General features: G+C 62.6%; 15 protein-coding genes and 1 pseudogene. 9 read left to right on the forward strand and 7 right to left on the reverse strand.

Annotated elements, in window-relative coordinates; genetic code table 11:
* Nucleotides 1-66: 66 nt before the first annotated feature.
* The 6 genes from folK to thpR all read right to left on the reverse strand — a co-directional run bounded on the left by folK (nucleotide 67) and on the right by thpR (nucleotide 4,960).
* Complete coding sequence (folK, locus tag GJV78_RS02520) at nucleotides 67-546, reverse strand: 2-amino-4-hydroxy-6-hydroxymethyldihydropteridine diphosphokinase (protein ID WP_167519330.1); 480 nt, start codon at nucleotides 544-546, stop codon at nucleotides 67-69.
* Nucleotides 543-1,940: a polynucleotide adenylyltransferase PcnB gene (pcnB, locus tag GJV78_RS02525; protein ID WP_330998774.1), complete on the reverse strand. Its 1,398-nt coding sequence runs from the start codon at nucleotides 1,938-1,940 to the stop codon at nucleotides 543-545. The genes folK and pcnB overlap by 4 nt, the downstream gene beginning before the upstream one ends.
* A 172-nt stretch (nucleotides 1,941-2,112) precedes the next feature.
* The gene (gene gluQRS / locus GJV78_RS02530; protein ID WP_155106840.1) at nucleotides 2,113-3,009 is read right to left on the reverse strand and encodes a tRNA glutamyl-Q(34) synthetase GluQRS; all 897 of its coding nucleotides are present in this window, start codon (nucleotides 3,007-3,009) and stop codon (nucleotides 2,113-2,115) included.
* Between the two features lie 67 nt (nucleotides 3,010-3,076).
* A complete protein-coding gene (gene dksA, locus GJV78_RS02535; RefSeq protein ID WP_001155227.1) occupies nucleotides 3,077-3,532 on the reverse strand; it encodes an RNA polymerase-binding protein DksA in 456 nt (151 codons plus the stop codon).
* Between the two features lie 176 nt (nucleotides 3,533-3,708).
* Nucleotides 3,709-4,413 carry a DNA/RNA nuclease SfsA gene (sfsA, locus tag GJV78_RS02540; RefSeq protein WP_155106841.1) on the reverse strand — a complete coding sequence of 235 codons (705 nt, stop codon included), beginning with the start codon at nucleotides 4,411-4,413 and terminating at the stop codon, nucleotides 3,709-3,711.
* Nucleotides 4,414-4,426: 13 nt separating this feature from the next.
* Nucleotides 4,427-4,960 (reverse strand): RNA 2',3'-cyclic phosphodiesterase, encoded by a 534-nt coding sequence (thpR, locus tag GJV78_RS02545; protein ID WP_155106842.1) that lies wholly within the window; start codon nucleotides 4,958-4,960, stop codon nucleotides 4,427-4,429.
* Nucleotides 4,961-5,139: 179 nt separating this feature from the next.
* Between thpR and hrpB the strand changes: the two genes are divergently transcribed.
* From hrpB to fhuB, 6 genes and pseudogenes are all read left to right on the forward strand, one after another.
* Nucleotides 5,140-7,569, forward strand: a complete 2,430-nt coding sequence (hrpB, locus tag GJV78_RS02550) for an ATP-dependent helicase HrpB (RefSeq protein ID WP_167519331.1) — start codon at nucleotides 5,140-5,142, stop codon at nucleotides 7,567-7,569.
* A 174-nt stretch (nucleotides 7,570-7,743) separates the two neighbouring features.
* Entirely contained in the window at nucleotides 7,744-10,260 is a 2,517-nt protein-coding gene (gene mrcB / locus GJV78_RS02555) for a bifunctional glycosyl transferase/transpeptidase (protein WP_155106844.1), read from the forward strand.
* A 490-nt stretch (nucleotides 10,261-10,750) separates the two neighbouring features.
* Nucleotides 10,751-13,004: pseudogene (gene fhuA / locus GJV78_RS02565) on the forward strand (ferrichrome porin FhuA).
* 48 nt (nucleotides 13,005-13,052) lie between these two features.
* Nucleotides 13,053-13,850, forward strand: a complete 798-nt coding sequence (fhuC, locus tag GJV78_RS02570) for a Fe3+-hydroxamate ABC transporter ATP-binding protein FhuC (protein WP_155106847.1) — start codon at nucleotides 13,053-13,055, stop codon at nucleotides 13,848-13,850.
* Nucleotides 13,850-14,746 (forward strand): Fe(3+)-hydroxamate ABC transporter substrate-binding protein FhuD, encoded by an 897-nt coding sequence (gene fhuD / locus GJV78_RS02575; protein ID WP_155106848.1) that lies wholly within the window; start codon nucleotides 13,850-13,852, stop codon nucleotides 14,744-14,746. The genes fhuC and fhuD overlap by 1 nt, the downstream gene beginning before the upstream one ends.
* Nucleotides 14,743-16,725 (forward strand): Fe(3+)-hydroxamate ABC transporter permease FhuB, encoded by a 1,983-nt coding sequence (gene fhuB, locus GJV78_RS02580; RefSeq protein WP_167519332.1) that lies wholly within the window; start codon nucleotides 14,743-14,745, stop codon nucleotides 16,723-16,725. Before fhuD ends, fhuB begins: the two co-directional genes overlap by 4 nt.
* Nucleotides 16,726-16,760: 35 nt before the next feature.
* Here fhuB and hemL read toward each other — a convergent pair whose 3' ends face one another.
* Complete coding sequence (gene hemL / locus GJV78_RS02585; protein WP_155106849.1) at nucleotides 16,761-18,041, reverse strand: glutamate-1-semialdehyde 2,1-aminomutase; 1,281 nt, start codon at nucleotides 18,039-18,041, stop codon at nucleotides 16,761-16,763.
* A 150-nt stretch (nucleotides 18,042-18,191) separates the two neighbouring features.
* On the opposite strand from hemL, the gene clcA reads away from it, so the two are divergent.
* From clcA to erpA, 3 genes are read left to right on the forward strand one after another with little or no spacing between them, the layout of a single operon-like run.
* Entirely contained in the window at nucleotides 18,192-19,610 is a 1,419-nt protein-coding gene (gene clcA, locus GJV78_RS02590) for a H(+)/Cl(-) exchange transporter ClcA (protein WP_155106850.1), read from the forward strand.
* Complete coding sequence (gene yadW, locus GJV78_RS24100; RefSeq protein ID WP_407929015.1) at nucleotides 19,561-19,695, forward strand: small protein YadW; 135 nt, start codon at nucleotides 19,561-19,563, stop codon at nucleotides 19,693-19,695. Before clcA ends, yadW begins: the two co-directional genes overlap by 50 nt.
* The gene (gene erpA / locus GJV78_RS02595; protein WP_155106851.1) at nucleotides 19,692-20,036 is read left to right on the forward strand and encodes an iron-sulfur cluster insertion protein ErpA; all 345 of its coding nucleotides are present in this window, start codon (nucleotides 19,692-19,694) and stop codon (nucleotides 20,034-20,036) included. Before yadW ends, erpA begins: the two co-directional genes overlap by 4 nt.
* Nucleotide 20,037: the final 1 nt, after the last annotated feature.

Here is a 20,037-nt window from a genome sequence, read left to right on the forward strand (position 1 = left end):
GCGACGGCAACGGATTTAAACGGGCGTTTGACGCGGCCCGCTAAAAAGGCGCAGAGCGGGCGGGCGCTACCAGAGGGCAGGTTTTTCCGCACCGAGGCGGGCCAGAAGCTGGCGCAGGGGAACGCCGTCGGGGAAGGTGAGATCGGGCGCGATTTCAAACAGCGGCCACAGCATAAAGCCGCGGTTTTTCATGTCGTAATGGGGGATCGTCAGGCGCTCGCCGGCGATAACCTCATCGCCGAACAGCATAATGTCGAGATCCAGCGTGCGCGGCCCCCAGCGCTCCGCTTTGCGCTCCCGCCCCTGCTGCAGCTCGATGCGCTGGGTATGGTCAAGCAGCGCCTCCGGGGCAAGGGCGGTCTCCAGCGCCACGGCCGCGTTCAGGTAGTCGGGCTGATCCTGCGGGCCGAGCGGCGGCGTGCGGTAGAAAGAGGAGACGGCGACGATCCGGCTGTGGGGGATCTCGCCGAGGGCCTTAACCGCGGCGTTAACCTGCGCCAGCGGAGAGGCCAGATTGCTGCCGATGGCGATCCAGGCGATCGTCACGCGGTGCCTTCGCGACGCGGCGCGCGCTTGCGCGGACGGCGGCTGCGGCGGCGCTGTGCCGGCTCTTCGTCCAGCTCGTTGAGCATACCTTTCTGCTCCGGCGGCGCGGAAACCTGGAATTCGCTCCACCACTTCACCAGCCGTTGCAGCTCGGCGCTATGCTCCGCTTCCGCCCGCAGAGCCAGCAGATCGTAAGCGGCGCGAAACTTCGGATGCTCCATCAGCTTCCAGGCGCGCTTGCCCTGGCGGCGGGACATGCGCGGCTGCAGCTGCCAGATGTCGCGGGTCAGGGCGGTCAGACGTTTCGGAATCGCCAGCGAGCGGCACGCTTCGTCCAGCACGTCGTTCATCGCCAGCGCGAAGGCGTCGTGCCAGGTCAGACCGCTCTCCTGGGCGATTTTCTGCGCCGTTTCCATCAGCGGATACCAGAACATTGCGGCAAACAGGAACGCCGGATTGACGCGCATATCGTTATGAATGCGCTTGTCGGTGTTCTTCAGCACCAGCGCGATAATATGCTCCATCGGGCTGTCGCCGTTTTCGGTAAAATAGCGGGTGATGGTGGGAAACAGCGGCTGAAACAGGCTGTGCTCGCGCAGTTTGCGGTAGGTTTCGTAGCCGTAGCCCGCCTGCAGCAGTTTCAGGGCTTCTTCAAACAGGCGCGCGGGCGGAATGTCCTTAAGCAGGGTCGCCAGCCGCGGGATCGGCTCGGCGGTCTCCGGGCTGATGCGCATCTCCAGCTTCGCGGCGAAGCGCACGGCGCGCAGCATTCGTACCGGATCTTCGCGATAGCGGGTTTCCGGATCGCCGATCAGGCGGATCACCCCCTCCTGCAGATCTTTCATCCCGCCGACGTAGTCGCGTACCGTAAAATCGGCGACGCTGTAATAAAGGCTGTTGATGGTGAAGTCGCGACGCTGGGCGTCTTCTTCAATGGAGCCGAAAATATTGTCGCGCAACAGCATACCGTTCTGGCCGCGCTGGGAGGTGGTGCGATCGCTCTCGCTGCCTTCATGGTGGCCGCGAAAGGTGGCAACTTCGATAATTTCCGGGCCAAACATAATGTGGGCGAGGCGGAAACGGCGGCCCACCAGGCGGCAGTTACGGAACAGCTTGCGCACCTGATCCGGCGTGGCGTTAGTGGTGACGTCAAAATCTTTCGGCTTCTTGCCGAGCAGCAGATCGCGTACTCCACCGCCCACCAGCCAGGCTTCGTATCCCGCTTTATTGAGCCTGTACATTACCTTCAGGGCATTTTCACTGATATCTTTGCGGGAAATAGCGTGCTGCTCACGCGGGATTACCGTCATATGCGGACGGGCGGCGACGGCTTCGGCCTCGCTCCCCTCGCGGCTTAGCACCTTGCGGCAAAAATTAGCGACTCGGGTAAAAATAGGGCACCTCGGTAGTGTCAAACATCCATTCAGGATCAACGTTTCTCGATAGCTTCGTATTGGCGACCGGCCCTGTGGAAAACCGGTGTACTTCCGTGCCTGAAGCGAACAGGCGAAGGCGATGCCGCAGCATACGAAAGACAGCGAATAAAAAATAGCGGCTAATCATAGCTCAGCCTGGCGCATTTGAGAACGCTGAATTTACAGCGCCGCTCCTGGGCACCGCCGTCAGCGTCCAGTTATCGACCGCCTGCCGCAGCAGCGCCTCCAGCGAAATTTCGCGCCAGTCGTCGGGGCAGCGCTGGCCGAGAAAGCGCAGCGCCTCCGCCAGCACCGGGCGCGGATCGCCGGAGGGCAGCGCGGGAGCATGGTTCTGTTTGGAGAGCTTGGCTCCCTGGGCGTTAAGCGCCAGCGGCAGGTGCACGTAGTCGGGGGCGGGCCAGCCAAACTGCTGATAAAGCGAGATTTGCCGCACGGTCGGTTCAATAAGATCCGCGCCGCGGACAATCTCGCTGACTCCCTGGAAGCGGTCGTCCACCACCACCGCCAGGTTATAGGCAAACAGCCCGTCCCGGCGATGGATAATAAAATCTTCCCGCGCCAGCCGCGGGTCGGCCTGAACGTCGCCGCGCAGTCGATCGGTGAACCGCAGCACCGGCTGGCGCTGATAAAGACGCATCGCGGCCTGCTCCGGCCCGTTATGCCGGTCGCGGCAGCGGCCGTCGTAAAGGCCGCCGACGCGCTGAACGCGGGCGCGGGAGCAGGTGCAGTAATAGCTCAACCCCCGCTCGTGGAGCCAGGCGAGCGCCTCGCGGTAGGCCTCATGGCGCTGGGATTGCCACAGAACCTCGCCGTCCCAGTGCAGGCCGTAATGTTCCAGCTGGCGCAGAATGGCGTCTGCGGCACCGGGAACTTCACGAGGCGGATCGATATCTTCAATACGGACGCGCCAGATGCCGCGATGGGCGCGCGCCTGCAGGTAGCTGCCGAGGGCGGCGATCAGGGAGCCGAAATGCAGCTCGCCGGAAGGCGAAGGGGCGAAGCGGCCAGTATAGCGTGAGTGAGTCATTCTGCGGATAGTAAAGAATAAGGCGGGAGAAGCTCCCGCCTGGGGTAAAGGTGGTAGAATGGTCGGCTTAACCGGCCATCTGTTTTTCGCGAATTTCCGCCAGCGTTTTGCAGTCGATGCACAGATCGGCGGTTGGGCGCGCTTCCAGGCGACGAATGCCGATTTCCACACCGCAGGATTCGCAGTAGCCGAAATCTTCGTCTTCAACCTTCTTCAGCGTTTTCTCAATCTTTTTGATCAGCTTGCGCTCGCGGTCACGGTTGCGTAGCTCAAGGCTGAACTCCTCTTCCTGCGCGGCGCGGTCAACCGGATCGGGAAAGTTAGCCGCTTCGTCCTGCATATGTGTAACGGTGCGATCGACCTCATCCCTGAGTTGATTGCGCCATGCTTCAAGAATACGCCTGAAGTGCGCCAGCTGGGCTTCGTTCATGTACTCTTCGCCCGGTTTCTCCTGGTACGGCTCCACCCCAGCGATGGCGAGAATACTCAGGGACGATGTTTTACGGTTTTGCCCTTCTTGCATGTTGCTTCTCCTTAACACGCACTATCGATCCCCATGGTCGGGGGAAAATCAGGTCGCTATAAATAGCAGATGCTTTTCAGGATAGCAATTAACTCTATACAAGCCTTGACAACCCTGTGAAGAAAAGCGTATTTGCGCACGCGATCTGCCTATAAACTAACCCGCTGTTTTTGCCATTACAGCGTAATGGGTAAGGGTTCCTTAAGAGTCATACCTGCGGTGGAAAGTTCCGCTTTATAGGCCAGAATTTCCACCCCCTTCTGCTGCGCTTCATACAAGAGCTGCGCATACCTGACGTCAATATGACGGGCGGGTGAAAATCGCCCGATAGCCGAGTGCAGCACCGCGAACAGGAGCACCGCCCGTTCGCCGCCCGCCGCGACGCTCATCAGTTCCCGCAGATGCTTCTGGCCCCGTTCGGTAACGGCGTCAGGGAAATAGCCCTGCTCCTTTTCCGCCAGGGTAACCGATTTCACTTCAATATAGCAGTCGGGTTGCAACTCTGCCTGCAGCATAAAATCAATACGGCTGCGTTCCGCGCCATACTTTACTTCGCTTTTCAAAGAGGTGTAGCCAGAAAGTTCTGGGATTAGCCCGCTCAGGATCGCCTCCCGGGTCAGCCTGTTGGCCCACAGGGTGTTCACGCAGATCAGCGCGCCGCCCTGGGTCAGGGTAAGCTCCCAGGTGTGCGGATATTTGCGCCTGCCGTTTTCCGACGTGGAATAGAAGACGGTATCGCCCGGCGTGGCGCAGCCGGTCATGGCCCCGGTGTTCGGGCAGTGCAGCGTTAACTCATCGCCGTTCGGGGTCAGCACATCGGCCAGGAACCGCTTATAGCGGCGGACGAGAACGGCGCGCTGAAGGGGGGGAGAAAACTGCATCTGATCTCCTTAACTATTCGGTAAGCGTCCAGCGCTGCAGCTGGGTGTAGCGGGTTCGTCCCCGGCTGAACGCCGAAGCGTAGAGGGCGAATTCGCGGACCGGAAACGACCAGCTGAAGCCGGGAGGGGGAATCGCCAGCGCCTGCCCGACGTCGCGCAGCAGCGTAATATGCGGATGAAAGGGCCGCGGGCTTTGATAACAGCCGCTGCGCGCCGCCTGAGCGCGCAGCATATCGGCCAGCTGCAGCAGCCCGCGCGGCGACCGGCGCGGGCCAAGCCAGACGATGCCCGAGCGCGGCCACTGGCCCGCGTCGTCCAGCCGGAGGGTAAATCCGGGCTGGCGAATACGCCCGGCAAGTTGGGTAAGGGCCCGGCGTTTTTCCGCGCTTACCTCCCCCAGAAAGGCCAGGGTCAGGTGCAGATTGTCGGCGGCGACGGGACGCCCGGCCTCTGGCGGAAAGCATTCGGCCCGCCAGCGGATAATTTCTTCACGAGTGGCGTCCGGCAGCGCCAGCGCGAAGAACAGCCGTTGAGGCTCAGAAGGCATAGGGCGGCGCTCCTTAATGGATGATTAACGTGGCTGGCGGTTGCTCCGGGGGCCGGTCCGGCGGCTCCGATGCCCGCCGGGACTGACTTCGTCCGGGACGATACATTGCGCAGTTACGGAGGACGGGCGATACGATGCTACAATGCAGCGCGAAGAATGTTAACCCTCTGGAGCCATTTGTGACGTCGTTGCCCGTATCCGCCGTACTGTCTGACCTGCTCGCCGCCCTTGACGCCGCGCCGCAGGTGCTGCTGAGCGCCCCCACCGGGGCCGGAAAGTCAACCTGGCTGCCGCTGCAGCTGCTGGCGCATCCGGGCATCAACGGTAAGATCCTCCTGCTGGAGCCGCGTCGGCTGGCGGCGCGCAGCGTGGCGCAGCGGCTGGCGGAGCTGCTGGGGGAAGCGCCCGGCGAGACGGTGGGCTACCGGATGCGGGCGCAGAGCTGCGTCGGGCCGCAAACCCGGCTGGAAGTGGTAACCGAAGGGGTGCTCACCCGCACGCTCCAGCGCGATCCGGAGCTGAGCGGCGTGGGGCTGGTGATCCTCGATGAATTTCACGAGCGCAGCCTGCAGGCGGATCTGGCGCTGGCGCTGCTGCTGGACGTGCAGCAGGGGCTGCGCGATGACCTGAAGCTGCTGATTATGTCCGCGACCCTGGATAACGAGCGCCTTGCGCAGCGGCTGCCCGACGCGCCGGTAATTGTCTCCGAAGGGCGGGCGTTTCCCGTTGAGCGCCGTTACCAGCCGCTTCCGGCGCACGGCCGCTTTGAGGAGGGCGTTGCGGCGGCGGTGGCGGAGCTGCTGCGCCATGAGCGCGGCTCGCTGCTGCTGTTTCTGCCCGGCGTCGGAGAGATTCAGCGCGTGCAGGAAAAACTTAGCGAGCGGGTCGGCGACGACGTGCTGCTCTGCCCGCTGTACGGCGCGCTGGCGCTGAACGATCAGCGCAGGGCGATCCTTGCGCCGCCGCCGGGCAGGCGCAAAGTGGTGCTGGCGACTAACATTGCCGAAACCAGCCTGACCATTGAAGGTATCCGGCTGGTGGTGGACTGCGCCCAGGAGCGCGTGGCGCGCTTTGACGCGCGTACCGGCCTGACCCGGCTGATAACCCAGCGCGTCAGCCAGGCCTCCATGACCCAGCGGGCCGGACGCGCCGGGCGTCTGGAACCGGGCATCTGTCTGCACCTGTTGGCGAAAGAGCAGGCGGAGCGCGCCGCGGCCCAGAGCGAGCCGGAGATCCTGCAGAGCGATCTCTCGGGCCTGCTGATGGAGCTGCTGCAGTGGGGATGTCGCGATCCGGCGCAGCTTACCTGGCTGGACGCGCCGCCGGCGGTCAACCTGCAGGCCGCCGGGCGGCTGCTGGCGATGCTGGGCGCGCTGGAGGGCGATCGCCTGAGCGCGACGGGGCGGAAGATGGCGGCGCTGGGCAGCGATCCCCGGCTGGCGGCAATGCTGGTCGACGCCCGCAGCGGCGACGAAGCGACCACCGCCGCGAGGCTGGCGGCCATTCTGGAAGAGCCGCCGCGCTCGGGCAGCGCCGATCTCGGGGCGGCGTTTTCACGCGCTCATCCCGCCTGGCGGCAGCGCAGCCAGCAGCTGCTCAGGCGGCTCGGCGTGCGGGGCGGCGAGGCTGACGGCCAGCTTATCGCCCCTCTGCTTGCCCGCGGCTTTGCCGACCGTATCGCCCGCCGTCGCGGCCTGACCGGGCGCTATCAGCTGGCGAACGGCATGGGGGCGGCGCTGGACGCCGACGACGCGCTGGGCCGCCACGAGTGGCTCATCGCCCCGCTGCTGCTGCAGGGGAGCGCCTCGCCGGACGCGCGCATACTGCTGGCGCTGCCGCTGGATATCGAGGCGTTAACGCAGCGCTGCCCGCAGCTTCTGCAGCAGTCGGACACCGTCGAATGGGACGACGCGCAGGGCACCCTGAAGGCGTGGCGCAGGCTGCGCATCGGGGAGCTGACGATAAAAGTTCAGCCGCTGGCGAAGCCTTCGGAGGCGGAGCTGCAGCAGGCGATCCTCAACGGGATCCGCGACAAGGGCTTAAGCGTGCTGAACTGGACGCCCGACGCGCAGCAGCTGCGTCTACGGCTGCAGTGCGCGGCGAAGTGGCTGCCGGAGTATGCGTGGCCCGCGGCGGATGAGCCGACCCTGCTGGCGACCCTGGAAAGCTGGCTGCTGCCGCATATGGCCGGCGTGCGTTCGCTGCGCGACCTGAAGACGCTGGATGTGGGCCAGGCGCTGCGCGGACTCATGGCGTGGCCGGTGCTACAACGGCTGGATAGTGCGCTGCCCTCGCATTACACTGTGCCGACGGGCAGCCGGATAGCTATCCGCTATCATGAAGATAATCCGCCCGCGCTGGCGGTCAGAATGCAGGAGATGTTTGGCGAGGCGACGACCCCAACCATCGCCCAGGGGCGGGTGCCGCTGGTGCTGGAGCTGCTGTCGCCGGCGCAGCGGCCGCTGCAGATCACCCGGGACTTAAGCGCCTTCTGGCAGGGGGCCTACCGTGAAGTGCAAAAAGAGATGAAGGGACGCTACCCCAAACACCTCTGGCCGGACGATCCGGCAACTAGCGCCCCGACGCGGCGGACGAAGAAATATTCGTAAAAGGTGAGTGCGGCCCGATGCCCTCACCCCGGCCCTCTCCCTGGGAAGAGGGCGCAAACGCAGGCTTTCTTAATAAGAAAGCCTTGCTGTTTATTTTGAGAGAGTTCTTCTTCTGTTTTCTGACGGAAGCACAGAAAATCGGGCCATTGCGCCTGAACGTTGCGGAGAAAAAGCATGGCCGGGAATGACCGCGAGCCAATCGGACGTAAAGGGAGACCCTCGCGTCCGGCGAAACAAAAGGTGAGCCGTCGTCGCCTCAAAGACGATGAGTATGACGACGATTATGACGATGACTATGAGGATGAAAAGCCAATGCCGCGTAAAGGGAAAGGCAAGGGGCGCAAGCCTCGCGGCAAGCGCGGCTGGCTGTGGCTGCTGCTGAAGCTGTTGATTGTATTTGTGGTGCTGTTCGCCATCTACGGCGTGTATCTGGATCAAAAGATCCGCAGCCGTATTGACGGCAAGGTCTGGCAGCTGCCGGCGGCCGTTTATGGCCGCATGGTCAACCTCGAACCAGAGATGTCGGTCAGCAAAAATGAGATGATCAGGCTGCTGGAGGCGACGCAGTATCGTCGGGTAACGAAAATGACCCGCCCCGGCGAGTTTACCGTTCAGGCGAACAGCATTGAGATGATCCGCCGTCCGTTTGATTTCCCGGACAGTAAAGAGGGGCAGGTACGCGCGCGTTTGACCTTCGCCAGCGGACATCTGGAGACCATCGTCAACCTGGAGAATAACCGCCAGTTCGGTTTTTTCCGCCTCGATCCGCGGCTGATTACCATGATCTCTTCGCCGAACGGCGAGCAGCGCCTGTTCGTGCCGCGCAGCGGCTTTCCGGATCTGCTGGTGGATACGCTGCTGGCGACCGAAGATCGCCACTTCTACGAGCATGACGGCATCAGCCTGTATTCCATCGGCCGCGCGGTGCTGGCGAACCTGACCGCCGGGCGAACGGTGCAGGGAGCGAGTACGCTGACCCAGCAGCTGGTAAAAAACCTGTTCCTCTCCAGCGAGCGCTCCTACTGGCGTAAGGCGAACGAAGCCTATATGGCGCTGATTATGGACGCCCGCTACAGCAAAGACCGCATTCTTGAGCTGTATATGAACGAGGTCTACCTCGGGCAGAGCGGCGATAACGAGATCCGCGGCTTTCCGCTGGCGAGCCTGTACTACTTCGGTCGTCCGGTGGAGGAGCTGAGCCTTGACCAGCAGGCGCTGCTGGTGGGCATGGTGAAGGGGGCCTCTTACTACAACCCGTGGCGTAACCCGAAGCTGGCGCTGGAGCGCCGTAACCTGGTGCTGCGTCTGCTGCAGCAGCAGAAGGTGATAGATCAGGAGCTTTACGACATGCTGAGCGCTCGTCCGCTGGGCGTTCAGCCGCGCGGTGGGGTGATCTCCCCGCAGCCGGCCTTTATGCAGATGGTGCGCCAGGAGCTGCAGACGAAGCTGGGCGATAAGGTGAAAGATCTCTCCGGCGTGAAGATCTTCACCACCTTTGATCCCGTGGCCCAGGACGCGGCGGAAAAAGCGGCCGTGGAGGGGATCCCGGCGCTGAAAAAGCAGCGCAAGCTGAGCGATCTTGAAACCGCAATGGTGGTGGTCGACCGCTTCAGCGGCGAAGTGCGGGCGATGGTCGGCGGGGCGGAGCCTCAGTTCGCCGGCTACAATCGCGCCATGCAGGCGCGCCGGTCCATCGGTTCGCTGGCGAAGCCGGCCACCTACCTGACCGCCCTGAGCCAGCCAAAGCTGTATCGTCTGAACACCTGGATTGCCGACGCGCCCATCGCGCTGCGCCAGCCAAACGGCAAGGTGTGGTCGCCGCAGAATGACGACCGCCGCTACAGCGAGAGCGGCAGGGTGATGCTGGTGGATGCTCTGACGCGCTCGATGAACGTGCCGACGGTGAACCTGGGGATGGCGCTGGGGCTGCCCGCCGTAACCGATACCTGGGTTAAGCTGGGGGTGCCGAAGGAGCGGCTGAATCCGGTTCCGGCGATGCTGCTGGGGGCGCTGAACCTGACGCCGCTTGAGGTGGCACAGGCGTTCCAGACCCTTGCCAGCGGCGGCAACCGCGCGACGCTTTCGGCGCTGCGTTCGGTCATCGCTGAAGATGGCACGGTGCTGTATCAGAGCTTCCCGCAGGCCGAGCGCGCCGTGCCCGCCCAGGCGGCATACATGACGCTGTGGACCATGCAGCAGGTAATACAGCGCGGCACCGGCCGCCAGCTGGGGGCGAAGTATCCGGGCCTGCATCTGGCGGGGAAAACCGGGACCACCAATAACAACGTCGATACCTGGTTTGCCGGTATTGACGGCGGTCAGGTGACCATCACCTGGGTGGGGCGCGACAACAACCAGCCGACGAAGCTGTACGGGGCGAGCGGGGCGATGTCGATTTATCAGCGCTATCTGGCAAACCAGACGCCAGCCCCGCTGACCCTGACGCCGCCGGAGGATGTGACCGATATTGGCGTGGATTACGACGGCGGTTTCGTCTGTGGCGGTGGGGTGCGCTCGCTGCCCGTCTGGACCAGCGATGCCAACGCGCTGTGCCAGCAGAACGAAATGCAGCAGCAGCCGTCGGGCAATCCGTTCGATCACTCCTCTCAGCCGCAGCAGCAGCCGGCCCAGGAGCAAAAGGACGGTGACGGCGTGGCCGGCTGGATCAAAGAGATGTTTGGCGGTAACTGACCGTCGGACAGCGCAAACCCGCTTCGGCGGGTTTGCGTGCTTTTCCCTCCTGCGGCAAACAATGCAGCAGCCTGATATAGTAATCCATACTCTTTATGTGGCGTTTTGTTAACCCATTAGCCTGTCTGATGGCGCGTACCGCTTGCTAATCGCCGTTCACTTCGAATATTATCCTGCGATTATAATAATTCTCGTTTACGTTATCATTCACTTTTCATCAGAGATACACCAATGGCGCGTTTCCAAACTGCTCAGCCAACTCGCTCGCTGCGCAAACCCGCTTCGGCGGGTTTGCGTGCTTTTCCCTCCTGCGGCAAACAATGCAGCAGCCTGATATAGTAATCCATACTCTTTATGTGGCGTTTTGTTAACCCATTAGCCTGTCTGATGGCGCGTACCGCTTGCTAATCGCCGTTCACTTCGAATATTATCCTGCGATTATAATAATTCTCGTTTACGTTATCATTCACTTTTCATCAGAGATACACCAATGGCGCGTTTCCAAACTGCTCAGCCAACTCGCTCGCTGCGCAAAATCGCAGTCGTCGTAGCCACAGCGGTTAGCGGCATGTCTGTCTATGCACAGGCGGCGGTTCAACCGAAAGAAGAGACCCTCACCGTTACCGCCGCGCCCGCCGCTCAGGAAAGCGCCTGGGGGCCGGCCGCCACCATCGCGGCAAGACACTCCGCCACGGCAACCAAAACCGATACCCCGATTGAGAAGGTGCCGCAGTCTATCTCTGTGGTCACAGCTGAAGAGATGGCGCTGCATCAGCCGAAGTCGGTAAAAGAGGCGCTCAGCTACACTCCTGGCGTTGCGGTGGGAACCCGCGGCGCGTCATAATACTTATGACTACCTGATCATCCGCGGTTTCGCTGCCGACGGCCAGAGCCAGAATAACTATCTGAACGGCCTGAAAATGCAGGGCAACTTCTATAACGATGCGGTGATCGACCCCTATATGCTGGAGCGTGCGGAGGTGATGCGCGGTCCGGTTTCTGTGCTTTACGGAAAAAGTAACCCCGGTGGCCTGCTGAACATGGTCAGCAAGCGCCCGCTGAGCGAACCGCTGAAGGAAGTCCAGTTTAAAATGGGTACTAACAGTCTGTTCCAGACCGGTTTTGACTTTAGCGACGCGCTGGACGACGATGGCGTTTACGCTTACCGCTTAACCGGCCTCGCCCGTTCGGCCAATGCTCAACAGCAGGGCGCGGAAGAGCAGCGTTACGCCATCGCGCCCTCTTTCAGCTGGCGTCCGGATGATAAAACCAACTTCACCTTCTTCTCGTACTTCCAGAACGAACCGGAAACTGGCTACTACGGCTGGTTGCCGAAAGAGGGGACAGTGTCTAAATTGCCGAACGGCAAACGCCTGCCGACGGACTTCAACGAAGGGGCAAACAACAACACCTATTCCCGTAATGAGAAGATGGTGGGCTATAGCTTTGACCACGAGTTTAACGACACCTTCACCGTGCGTCAGAATCTGCGTTATGCGCAGAACAAAGTTGCGCAGAACAGCGTCTACGGTTACGGCATGTGCTCGGATCCGATGTATTCGAGCGATCCTGCGACCAGCCCGTGCGCCAGCGTTCCCCAGTCACAGTGGGGCCACACGCTGACCCGCCAGTACGTTATTGATAACGAGAAGCTGGAAAACTTCGCGGTGGATACCCAACTGCAAAGCAAGTTTGCCACGGGTTCTGTCGATCACACTCTGCTGACCGGCGTTGACTTTATGCGGATGCGTAACGATATCGACTCCTGGTTCGGCTATGCGGGTTCCGTTACGCCGTCTGATATCTATAACCTCGACCGCGGCGATTTCGACTTCGGCGCGCACCCTGAACCTTCAGGGGCTTACCGTATTCTGAATAAGCAGAAACAAACCGGCCTGTACGTGCAGGATCAGATGCAGTGGGATAAGGTGCTGGTAACCCTCGGCGGTCGTTACGACTGGGCGAAACAGGACTCCCTGAATCGTGTGTCTGGCATTACCGACTCGCGTGATGACAACCAGTTTACCTGGCGTGGTGGGGTTAACTATCTGTTTGATAACGGCGTAACCCCATACTTTAGCTACAGCGAGTCGTTTGAACCGGCTTCCCAGACCGGGGCGAGCGGTAATATTTTTGCACCGTCAAAAGGTAAGCAGTACGAAGCGGGCGTGAAGTATGTGCCGAACGATCGTCCGATCGTTATTACCGGCGCGGTCTATCAGCTGACCAAATCCAACAACCTGATGTCTGACCCAACGCCAGGCTCCTTCTTCTCAATTGAAGGCGGCGAAATTCGCTCGCGCGGTGTGGAAATTGAAGCGAAAGCCGCGCTGTCGGCCAGCGTTAACGTGGTGGGGTCGTATACCTGGACCGATGCGGAATATACCACCGATACCACCTACAAAGGCAACACGCCGGCGCAGGTGCCAAAACATATGGCCTCCCTGTGGGGTGACTACACCATCTTTAACGGTGCGCTCTCTGGCCTGACGCTGGGGGCGGGTGGACGTTACTCCGGCTCCAGCTATGGCGATCCGGCGAACTCGTTTAAAGTGGGCAGCTATACCGTGGTGGATGCCCTGGTGCGTTATGACCTGGCGCGCTTTGGTATGGCAGGCTCTAACGTGGCGCTTCACGTCAACAACCTGTTCGATCGTGAGTACGTTGCCAGCTGCTTCAACACCTACGGCTGCTTCTGGGGCGCGGAGCGTCAGGTTGTTGCAACCGCCACCTTCCGTTTCTAATTTTTCTTTGGGCGCGGCTTGCCGCGCCCGCTTTACAAGTTGGCCGCTATGCAGGAACACTCTCTCCAACCTGACACCACCTTCACGCTGCGTAATGTCTCCTTTCGCGTGCCGACCCGCACGCTGCTGTACCCGCTTACCTTAACGTTCCCGATGGGCAAAGTGACCGGCCTTATCGGCCATAACGGCTCCGGAAAATCCACGTTGCTGAAAATGCTTGGTCGCCATCAGCCGCCGTCGGAAGGCGCTATTCTGCTTGACGAACGGCCGCTGGAAAGCTGGAGCAGCAGGGCGTTTGCCCGCCGGGTGGCCTATCTGCCGCAGCAGCTGCCGCCGGCGGAAGGGATGACGGTGCGCGAGCTGGTGGCCATTGGCCGCTATCCGTGGCACGGGGCGCTGGGGCGCTTCGGCGTCGCCGATCGGGAAAAGGTGGAGGAGGCCATCGCGCTGGTGGGCCTCGGGCCGCTGGCGAACCGTCTGGTCGACAGCCTCTCCGGCGGCGAGCGCCAGCGGGCGTGGATTGCGATGTTGGTGGCGCAGGACAGCCGCTGCCTGCTGCTGGATGAACCGACCTCGGCGCTGGATATCGCCCACCAGGTGGACGTGCTGGCGCTGGTGCACCGCCTGAGCCAGCAGCGCGGCCTGACGGTGGTCGCCGTGCTGCACGATATCAATATGGCCGCCCGCTACTGCGATTACCTGGTGGCGCTGCGCGGCGGTGAAGCCATCGCCCAGGGGACGCCCGACGAGCTGATGCGCAGCGAAACGCTGGCGACCATTTACGGCATTCCGATGGGCATTCTGCCACACCCGGCCGGCGCTGCACCCGTGAGCTTTGTTCTGTAATGCATAATTTTGCTTTATTTTCTGTTACCCGTCGCCGTCTGCTGACGGCGATGGCGCTTTCCCCGCTGCTCTGGCGGCCGGGCCAGGCGCGCGCGGCGGCGATCGATCCGCAGCGCATCGTGGCGCTGGAGTGGCTGCCGGTGGAGCTGCTGCTGGCGCTCGGCGTTATCCCCTGCGGCGTGGCGGACCTGCCCAACTACCGGATATGGGTCAGCGAGCCGCCGCTGCCGGCATCGACTATCGACGTCGGGCTGCGCACCGAGCCGAACCTGGAGCTGCTGGCGGATATGCGGCCGTCGTTTATGGTCTGGTCGGCGGGCTACGGCCCCGCGCCGGAAAAGCTGTTGCGCATCGCGCCGGGACGCGGCGTTAACTTCAGCGACGGTAAAAATCCGCTGGCGGTGGCGCGGCGGTCGCTGCTGGAGCTGGCGCAGCTGCTGAATCTCGAACCGGCGGCGCGCCACCACCTGGCGGAATATGAGCGCTTTATCGAGCGCATGAAGCCGCGCTTTGCGCGGCGCGGGGCGCGGCCTCTGCTCATGATGACCCAGGTCGACGCGCGCCATATGCTGGTCTTCGGCCCGAACTGCCTGTTTCAGGAGGTGCTGGATGCGTTCGGTATTCCCAACGCCTGGCAGGGGGAAACTAACTTCTGGGGCAGCAGCATTGTCGGTATTGACCGGCTGGCGTCCTGGCGCGACGTTGACGTGCTGTGCTTCGATCACGGCAACGGTAAAGAGATGGAAACGCTGATGGCGACGCCGCTGTGGCAGGCCATGCCGTTCATCCGCGCCGGTCGTTTTCAGCGCGCGCCCGCCGTCTGGTTCTACGGCGCGACGCTGTCAGCCATGCGCTTTGTGCGCATCCTGGACAATGCGCTGGGAGGCCGGGCGTGAGTAAACGGACGACGCTGTTCCCGGCCTGTCTGCTGGCGCTGCTGTTCATCGCCGCCGCCTGGCTGAGCTGGGCTAACCTTTCCGTCGCGCTGCCGCGCGGCCAGTGGTTGCAGGCCATCCGGTCGCCGGACGTTAACGCGATCGAGCAGATGATTTTTCACTTCAGCCTGCTGCCGCGTCTGGCGATCTCCCTGCTGGTTGGTGCCGGGCTGGGGCTGGTTGGCGTGCTGTTTCAGCAGGTGCTGCGCAACCCACTGGCGGAGCCGGCCACGCTCGGCGTCGCCACCGGCGCGCAGCTGGGCATCGCCGTCGCCGCCCTGTGGGCGCTGCCGGGGGCGCTGACCGCACAGTACGCGGCGCTGGCCGGGGCCTGTCTTGTGGGCGCGCTGGTGTTCGGCGTCGCCTGGGGGAAACGCCTGTCGCCGGTCACCCTGATCCTCGCCGGCCTGGTGGTCAGCCTGTACTGTGGGGCGATTAACCAGCTGATGGTGCTCTTTCACCACGAGCAGCTGCAGAGCCTGTTTCTGTGGAGCACCGGTACGCTGACCCAGACCGACTGGCGCGGCGTCCAGCAGCTGTGGCCGCAGCTGCTCGGCGGGGGGCTGCTGACCCTGCTGCTGCTGCGCCCGCTGACCCTGATGGGGCTGGACGACGGCGTGGCGCGCAACCTCGGGCTGGCGCTGTCGACGGCGAGGCTGGTGGCGCTGACGCTGGCGATAGCCCTCAGCGCGCTGCTGGTCAACGCGGTGGGCATTATCGGCTTTATCGGCCTGTTTGCGCCGCTGCTGGCGAAAATGCTCGGTGCCCGGCGTCTGCTGGCGCGGCTGGCGCTGGCACCGCCCATCGGCGCATTGATCCTCTGGCTCTCCGATCAGATCGTTCTCTGGCTGAGCCGGGTATGGATGGAAGTCTCCACCGGTTCCGTCACGGCGCTGGTGGGCGCGCCGCTGCTGCTGTGGCTGCTGCCGCGCCTTAAGAGCATCAGCGCGCCGGACATGAGCGCGAGCGATCGGGTTGCGGCGGAGCGTCGCCACGTGGTTGGCTATGCCCTCGCGGGAGGCGCGCTGCTGCTGATTGTCGCCCTTGTGGCGCTCTCTTTCGGGCGCGACGCCCAGGGCTGGAGCTGGGCGAGCGGAGCGCGGCTGGACGATCTGCTGCCGTGGCGCTGGCCGCGCGTTGCGGCGGCGCTGATCGCCGGGGTGATGCTGGCGGCGGCGGGATGCATTATTCAGCGCCTGACCGGTAACCCGATGGCCAGTCCGGAAGTACTGGGGATCAGCTCCGGCGCGGCGTTTGGCGTCGTGCTGATGCTGTTTCTGGTGCCGGAAAACGCTTTCGTCTGGCTGCTGCCCGCCGGCAGCCTTGGGGCGGGGGCGGCGCTGCTGATTGTGATGATTGCCGCCGGGCGCGGCGGCTTCTCCCCCCAGCGTATGCTGCTGGCGGGGATCGCGCTCAGTACCGCCTTCACTATGCTGCTGATGATGCTGCAGGCGAGTGGCGATCCGCGAATGGCCTCGGTGCTCACCTGGATCTCCGGCTCCACCTGGAACGCCTCGGGTGGGCAGGTGGTGCGTACCGGAATAGTGATGCTTATTTTGCTGGCGCTCATCCCCCTGTGCCGCCGCTGGCTGATCGTCCTGCCGCTGGGCGGCGATACCGCCAGGTCGGTGGGTATCGCGCTGACGCCGGCGCGGGTTGGCCTGCTGCTGCTGGCGGCTTCCCTGACGGCGACCGCCACGCTGTCTATCGGACCGCTGAGCTTTGTCGGGCTGATGGCACCGCATATTGCGCGGATGCTGGGTTTTCGTCGCGCGATGCCGCATCTGGCGATCTCGGCGCTGGTGGGAGGAATGCTGCTGGTCTTTGCCGACTGGTGCGGCAGAATGGTGCTGTTCCCCTATCAGATCCCGGCGGGGCTGCTCGCCACGTTTATCGGCGCGCCGTACTTTGTCTGGCTGCTGCGCAGGCAGAGCCGCTAGCGTAAACGCCTCGCCCGCCGGGCGAGGCGTCAGAATCACAGCGAGGCAAACACCCGGCGCGCGGCGTCGATGGTGTTATTGATATCGTCCATGCTGTGTGCCACGGACATAAAGCCCGCCTCAAAGGCCGACGGTGCCAGATAGACGCCCTCCGCCAACATCAGATGGAAGAAGCGCTTAAAGCGCTCCACGTCGCAGGCCATCACATCCTGGTAGCAGGTGACCGACGGCGCGTCGGTGAAGAAGATGCCGAACATACCGCCGACGTGGTTTACCACCAGCGGAATCCCCGTCGCCTTCGCCGCCTCCCGCAGACCTTCCGCCAGGCGGGTGGTCAGCGCGTCCAGCGTCTGATGAATCCCCGGTCGGGCCACCTCGTTCAGGCAGGCGAAGCCCGCCGCCATGGCGATGGGGTTGCCGGAGAGCGTTCCCGCCTGGTAAACCGGCCCGGTGGGGGCCAGCGCGTCCATCACCTCGCGACGGCCGCCAAAAGCGCCTACCGGCATCCCGCCGCCGATAATTTTGCCCAGGCAGGTCAGATCCGGCGTCACGCCGTAGTAGTCCTGCGCGCCGGCCAGCGCCACCCGGAAGCCGGTCATCACTTCGTCGATAATCAACAGCGCGCCGAACTCGTCGCACAGGGCGCGCAGGCCCGGCAGGAATTCCGGCAGCGGTGGGATGCAGTTCATATTGCCCGCGACCGGCTCCACGATAATGCAGGCGATCTCCTGGGGGAACTGTTCAAACGCCGCGCGCACCGAGGCCAGATCGTTATAGGTGCAGGTCAGGGTATGCTTCGCGAAATCCGCCGGTACGCCCGGAGAATTGGGCTGACCGAGGGTCAGCGCGCCGGAGCCGGCCTTAACCAGCAGGCAGTCGGCGTGGCCGTGGTAGCAGCCTTCGAATTTGACGATCTTATCGCGGCCGGTAAAGCCGCGGGCCAGGCGAATGGCGCTCATGGTCGCCTCGGTGCCGGAGTTCACCATGCGCACCATATCCATAGTGGGCACCAGCTCGGTCACCAGCGCCGCCATTTTGACCTCCATCTCGGTGGGCGCGCCGAAGCTCAGGCCGCGCTCCGCCGCCTCAATCACCGCGTTGCGGATAGCCGGGTGGTTATGGCCCAGCACCATCGGCCCCCAAGAGCCGACGTAGTCAACGTAGGCCTTGCCGTCGACATCATACAGATACGCGCCGTCCGCTTTTTCAATAAACAGCGGCGTGCCGCCGACGCCGGTAAAGGCGCGTACGGGGGAGTTAACGCCGCCGGGGATCAGCTCGCGCGCTGCGCTGTAGAGGTGTTCAGACTTGCTCATGGAGGGTTCCTGATTGATGGAAAAAGTGAATGGCCGCTATTCTAAGGAAAGTGGACATCATTTGAAACAACACGATTTACAGGAGATTTTCTGGAAAAGGCGAGTAGAATGCCGTTTCCGGATTTTGTCATTTCCTTAAACGATCAACTGATGAAAACAGACTCTCCTTCCTTTGAAGCGCAACAGGTCGTCCGTTTACGGCGCGGCGCGCTGATTCGTCGTCTTCTTGAACGGGATAAAACGCCGCTGGCGATCCTGTTGATGGCCGCTGTGGTCGGCATTGTAACGGGCATCGTCGGCGTGGCGTTCGAAAAGGCGGTGACCTGGGTGCAGAATCTGCGCATCGGGGCGCTGGTCCAGGCCGCCGACAGCGCGTTTCTGGTCTGGCCGCTGGCCTTTGTGCTCTCTGCCCTCCTGGCGATGGTTGGCTATTTTCTGGTGCGTCGGTTTGCGCCGGAGGCCGGAGGATCGGGGATTCCGGAAATTGAAGGGGCACTTGAGGAGCTGCGGCCCGTGCGCTGGTGGCGCGTGCTGCCGGTAAAGTTCATCGGCGGAATGGGCACCCTCGGCGCGGGCATGGTGCTGGGGCGCGAAGGCCCGACCGTGCAGATCGGCGGCAACATCGGGCGGATGGTGCTCGATATTTTTCGTATGCGCAGCGCCGAGGCGCGGCATACCCTGCTGGCGACCGGCGCGGCGGCGGGGCTTTCTGCCGCCTTTAACGCGCCGCTGGCGGGCATTCTGTTTATTATTGAAGAGATGCGTCCGCAGTTTCGCTACAGCCTGATCTCGATTAAAGCGGTGTTTACCGGCGTCATCATGTCGAGCATCGTGTTTCGTATTTTTAACGGTGAAGCACCGATTATTGAGGTCGGCAAGCTTTCCAATGCGCCGGTCAATACCCTGTGGCTGTACCTGATCCTCGGCATGATTTTTGGCTGCGTGGGGCCGCTTTTCAACCATCTGGTGCTGCGCACCCAGGATATGTTCCAGCGCTTTCACGGCGGCAATATCAAAAAATGGGTACTGATGGGCGGAGCGATCGGTGGCCTGTGCGGGATCCTGGGGCTGATTGACCCGGAGGCGGCGGGCGGCGGCTTTAACCTGATCCCCATCGCCGCGGCGGGCAACTACAGCGTCGGGCTGCTGCTGTTTATTTTCATTACCCGTATTGTCACCACGCTGCTGTGCTTCTCCTCCGGCGCGCCGGGGGGAATTTTTGCGCCCATGCTGGCGCTGGGCACCCTGTTCGGCACCGCCTTCGGGATGGCGGCGGCGGCCACCTTCCCCCACTATCATCTTGAGGCCGGAACCTTTGCGATCGCCGGAATGGGGGCGCTGATGGCGGCCTCGGTGCGCGCGCCGCTGACCGGCATCGTGCTGGTGCTGGAGATGACCGACAACTATCAGCTCATTTTGCCAATGATCATCACCTGCCTCGGCGCGACACTATTGGCGCAGTTTCTTGGCGGAAAACCGCTATACTCCACCATCCTGGCGCGCACGCTGGCAAAGCAGGATGCGGAGCAGGCGGCGAAGCGACAGGACGCCTCTGGCGAGAATACTTGAACGAATAACCAGGGTATTAGATAATGGCCCGACTATTGGGTCAGAATTTGCCCAATTGCCGATGTCGTTTGGAGCAAAAATATGAGTGATGACGTAGCGCTGCCGCTGCAGTTTACCGAAGCCGCAGCCACTAAAGTAAAGAGCCTGATCGCTGACGAAGATAACCCGAACCTGAAGCTGCGCGTCTATATTACCGGCGGCGGCTGCAGCGGTTTCCAGTATGGCTTCACCTTTGATGACCAGGTCAACGAAGGTGATATGACCATTGAGAAACAGGGCGTTGGTCTGGTGGTTGATCCGATGAGCCTGCAGTACCTGGTGGGCGGTGCCGTCGACTATACCGAAGGCCTGGAAGGGTCCCGCTTTATTGTGACCAACCCGAACGCGAAAAGCACCTGCGGGTGCGGATCGTCCTTCAGTATCTGAT

This window comes from Intestinirhabdus alba (assembly GCF_009711095.1).
GTDB lineage: Bacteria > Pseudomonadota > Gammaproteobacteria > Enterobacterales > Enterobacteriaceae > Intestinirhabdus > Intestinirhabdus alba.

Coding starts and splice junctions, on each gene's coding strand:
- gluQRS (WP_155106840.1), bottom strand. CDS start 3,009: ATGACTCACTCACGCTATACTGGCCGCTTCGCCCCTTCGCCTTCCGGC.
- dksA (WP_001155227.1), bottom strand. CDS start 3,532: ATGCAAGAAGGGCAAAACCGTAAAACATCGTCCCTGAGTATTCTCGCC.
- sfsA (WP_155106841.1), bottom strand. CDS start 4,413: ATGCAGTTTTCTCCCCCCCTTCAGCGCGCCGTTCTCGTCCGCCGCTAT.
- thpR (WP_155106842.1), bottom strand. CDS start 4,960: ATGCCTTCTGAGCCTCAACGGCTGTTCTTCGCGCTGGCGCTGCCGGAC.
- mrcB (WP_155106844.1), top strand. CDS start 7,744: ATGGCCGGGAATGACCGCGAGCCAATCGGACGTAAAGGGAGACCCTCG.
- fhuC (WP_155106847.1), top strand. CDS start 13,053: ATGCAGGAACACTCTCTCCAACCTGACACCACCTTCACGCTGCGTAAT.
- fhuD (WP_155106848.1), top strand. CDS start 13,850: ATGCATAATTTTGCTTTATTTTCTGTTACCCGTCGCCGTCTGCTGACG.
- hemL (WP_155106849.1), bottom strand. CDS start 18,041: ATGAGCAAGTCTGAACACCTCTACAGCGCAGCGCGCGAGCTGATCCCC.
- clcA (WP_155106850.1), top strand. CDS start 18,192: ATGAAAACAGACTCTCCTTCCTTTGAAGCGCAACAGGTCGTCCGTTTA.
- yadW (WP_407929015.1), top strand. CDS start 19,561: ATGCGGAGCAGGCGGCGAAGCGACAGGACGCCTCTGGCGAGAATACTT.
- erpA (WP_155106851.1), top strand. CDS start 19,692: ATGAGTGATGACGTAGCGCTGCCGCTGCAGTTTACCGAAGCCGCAGCC.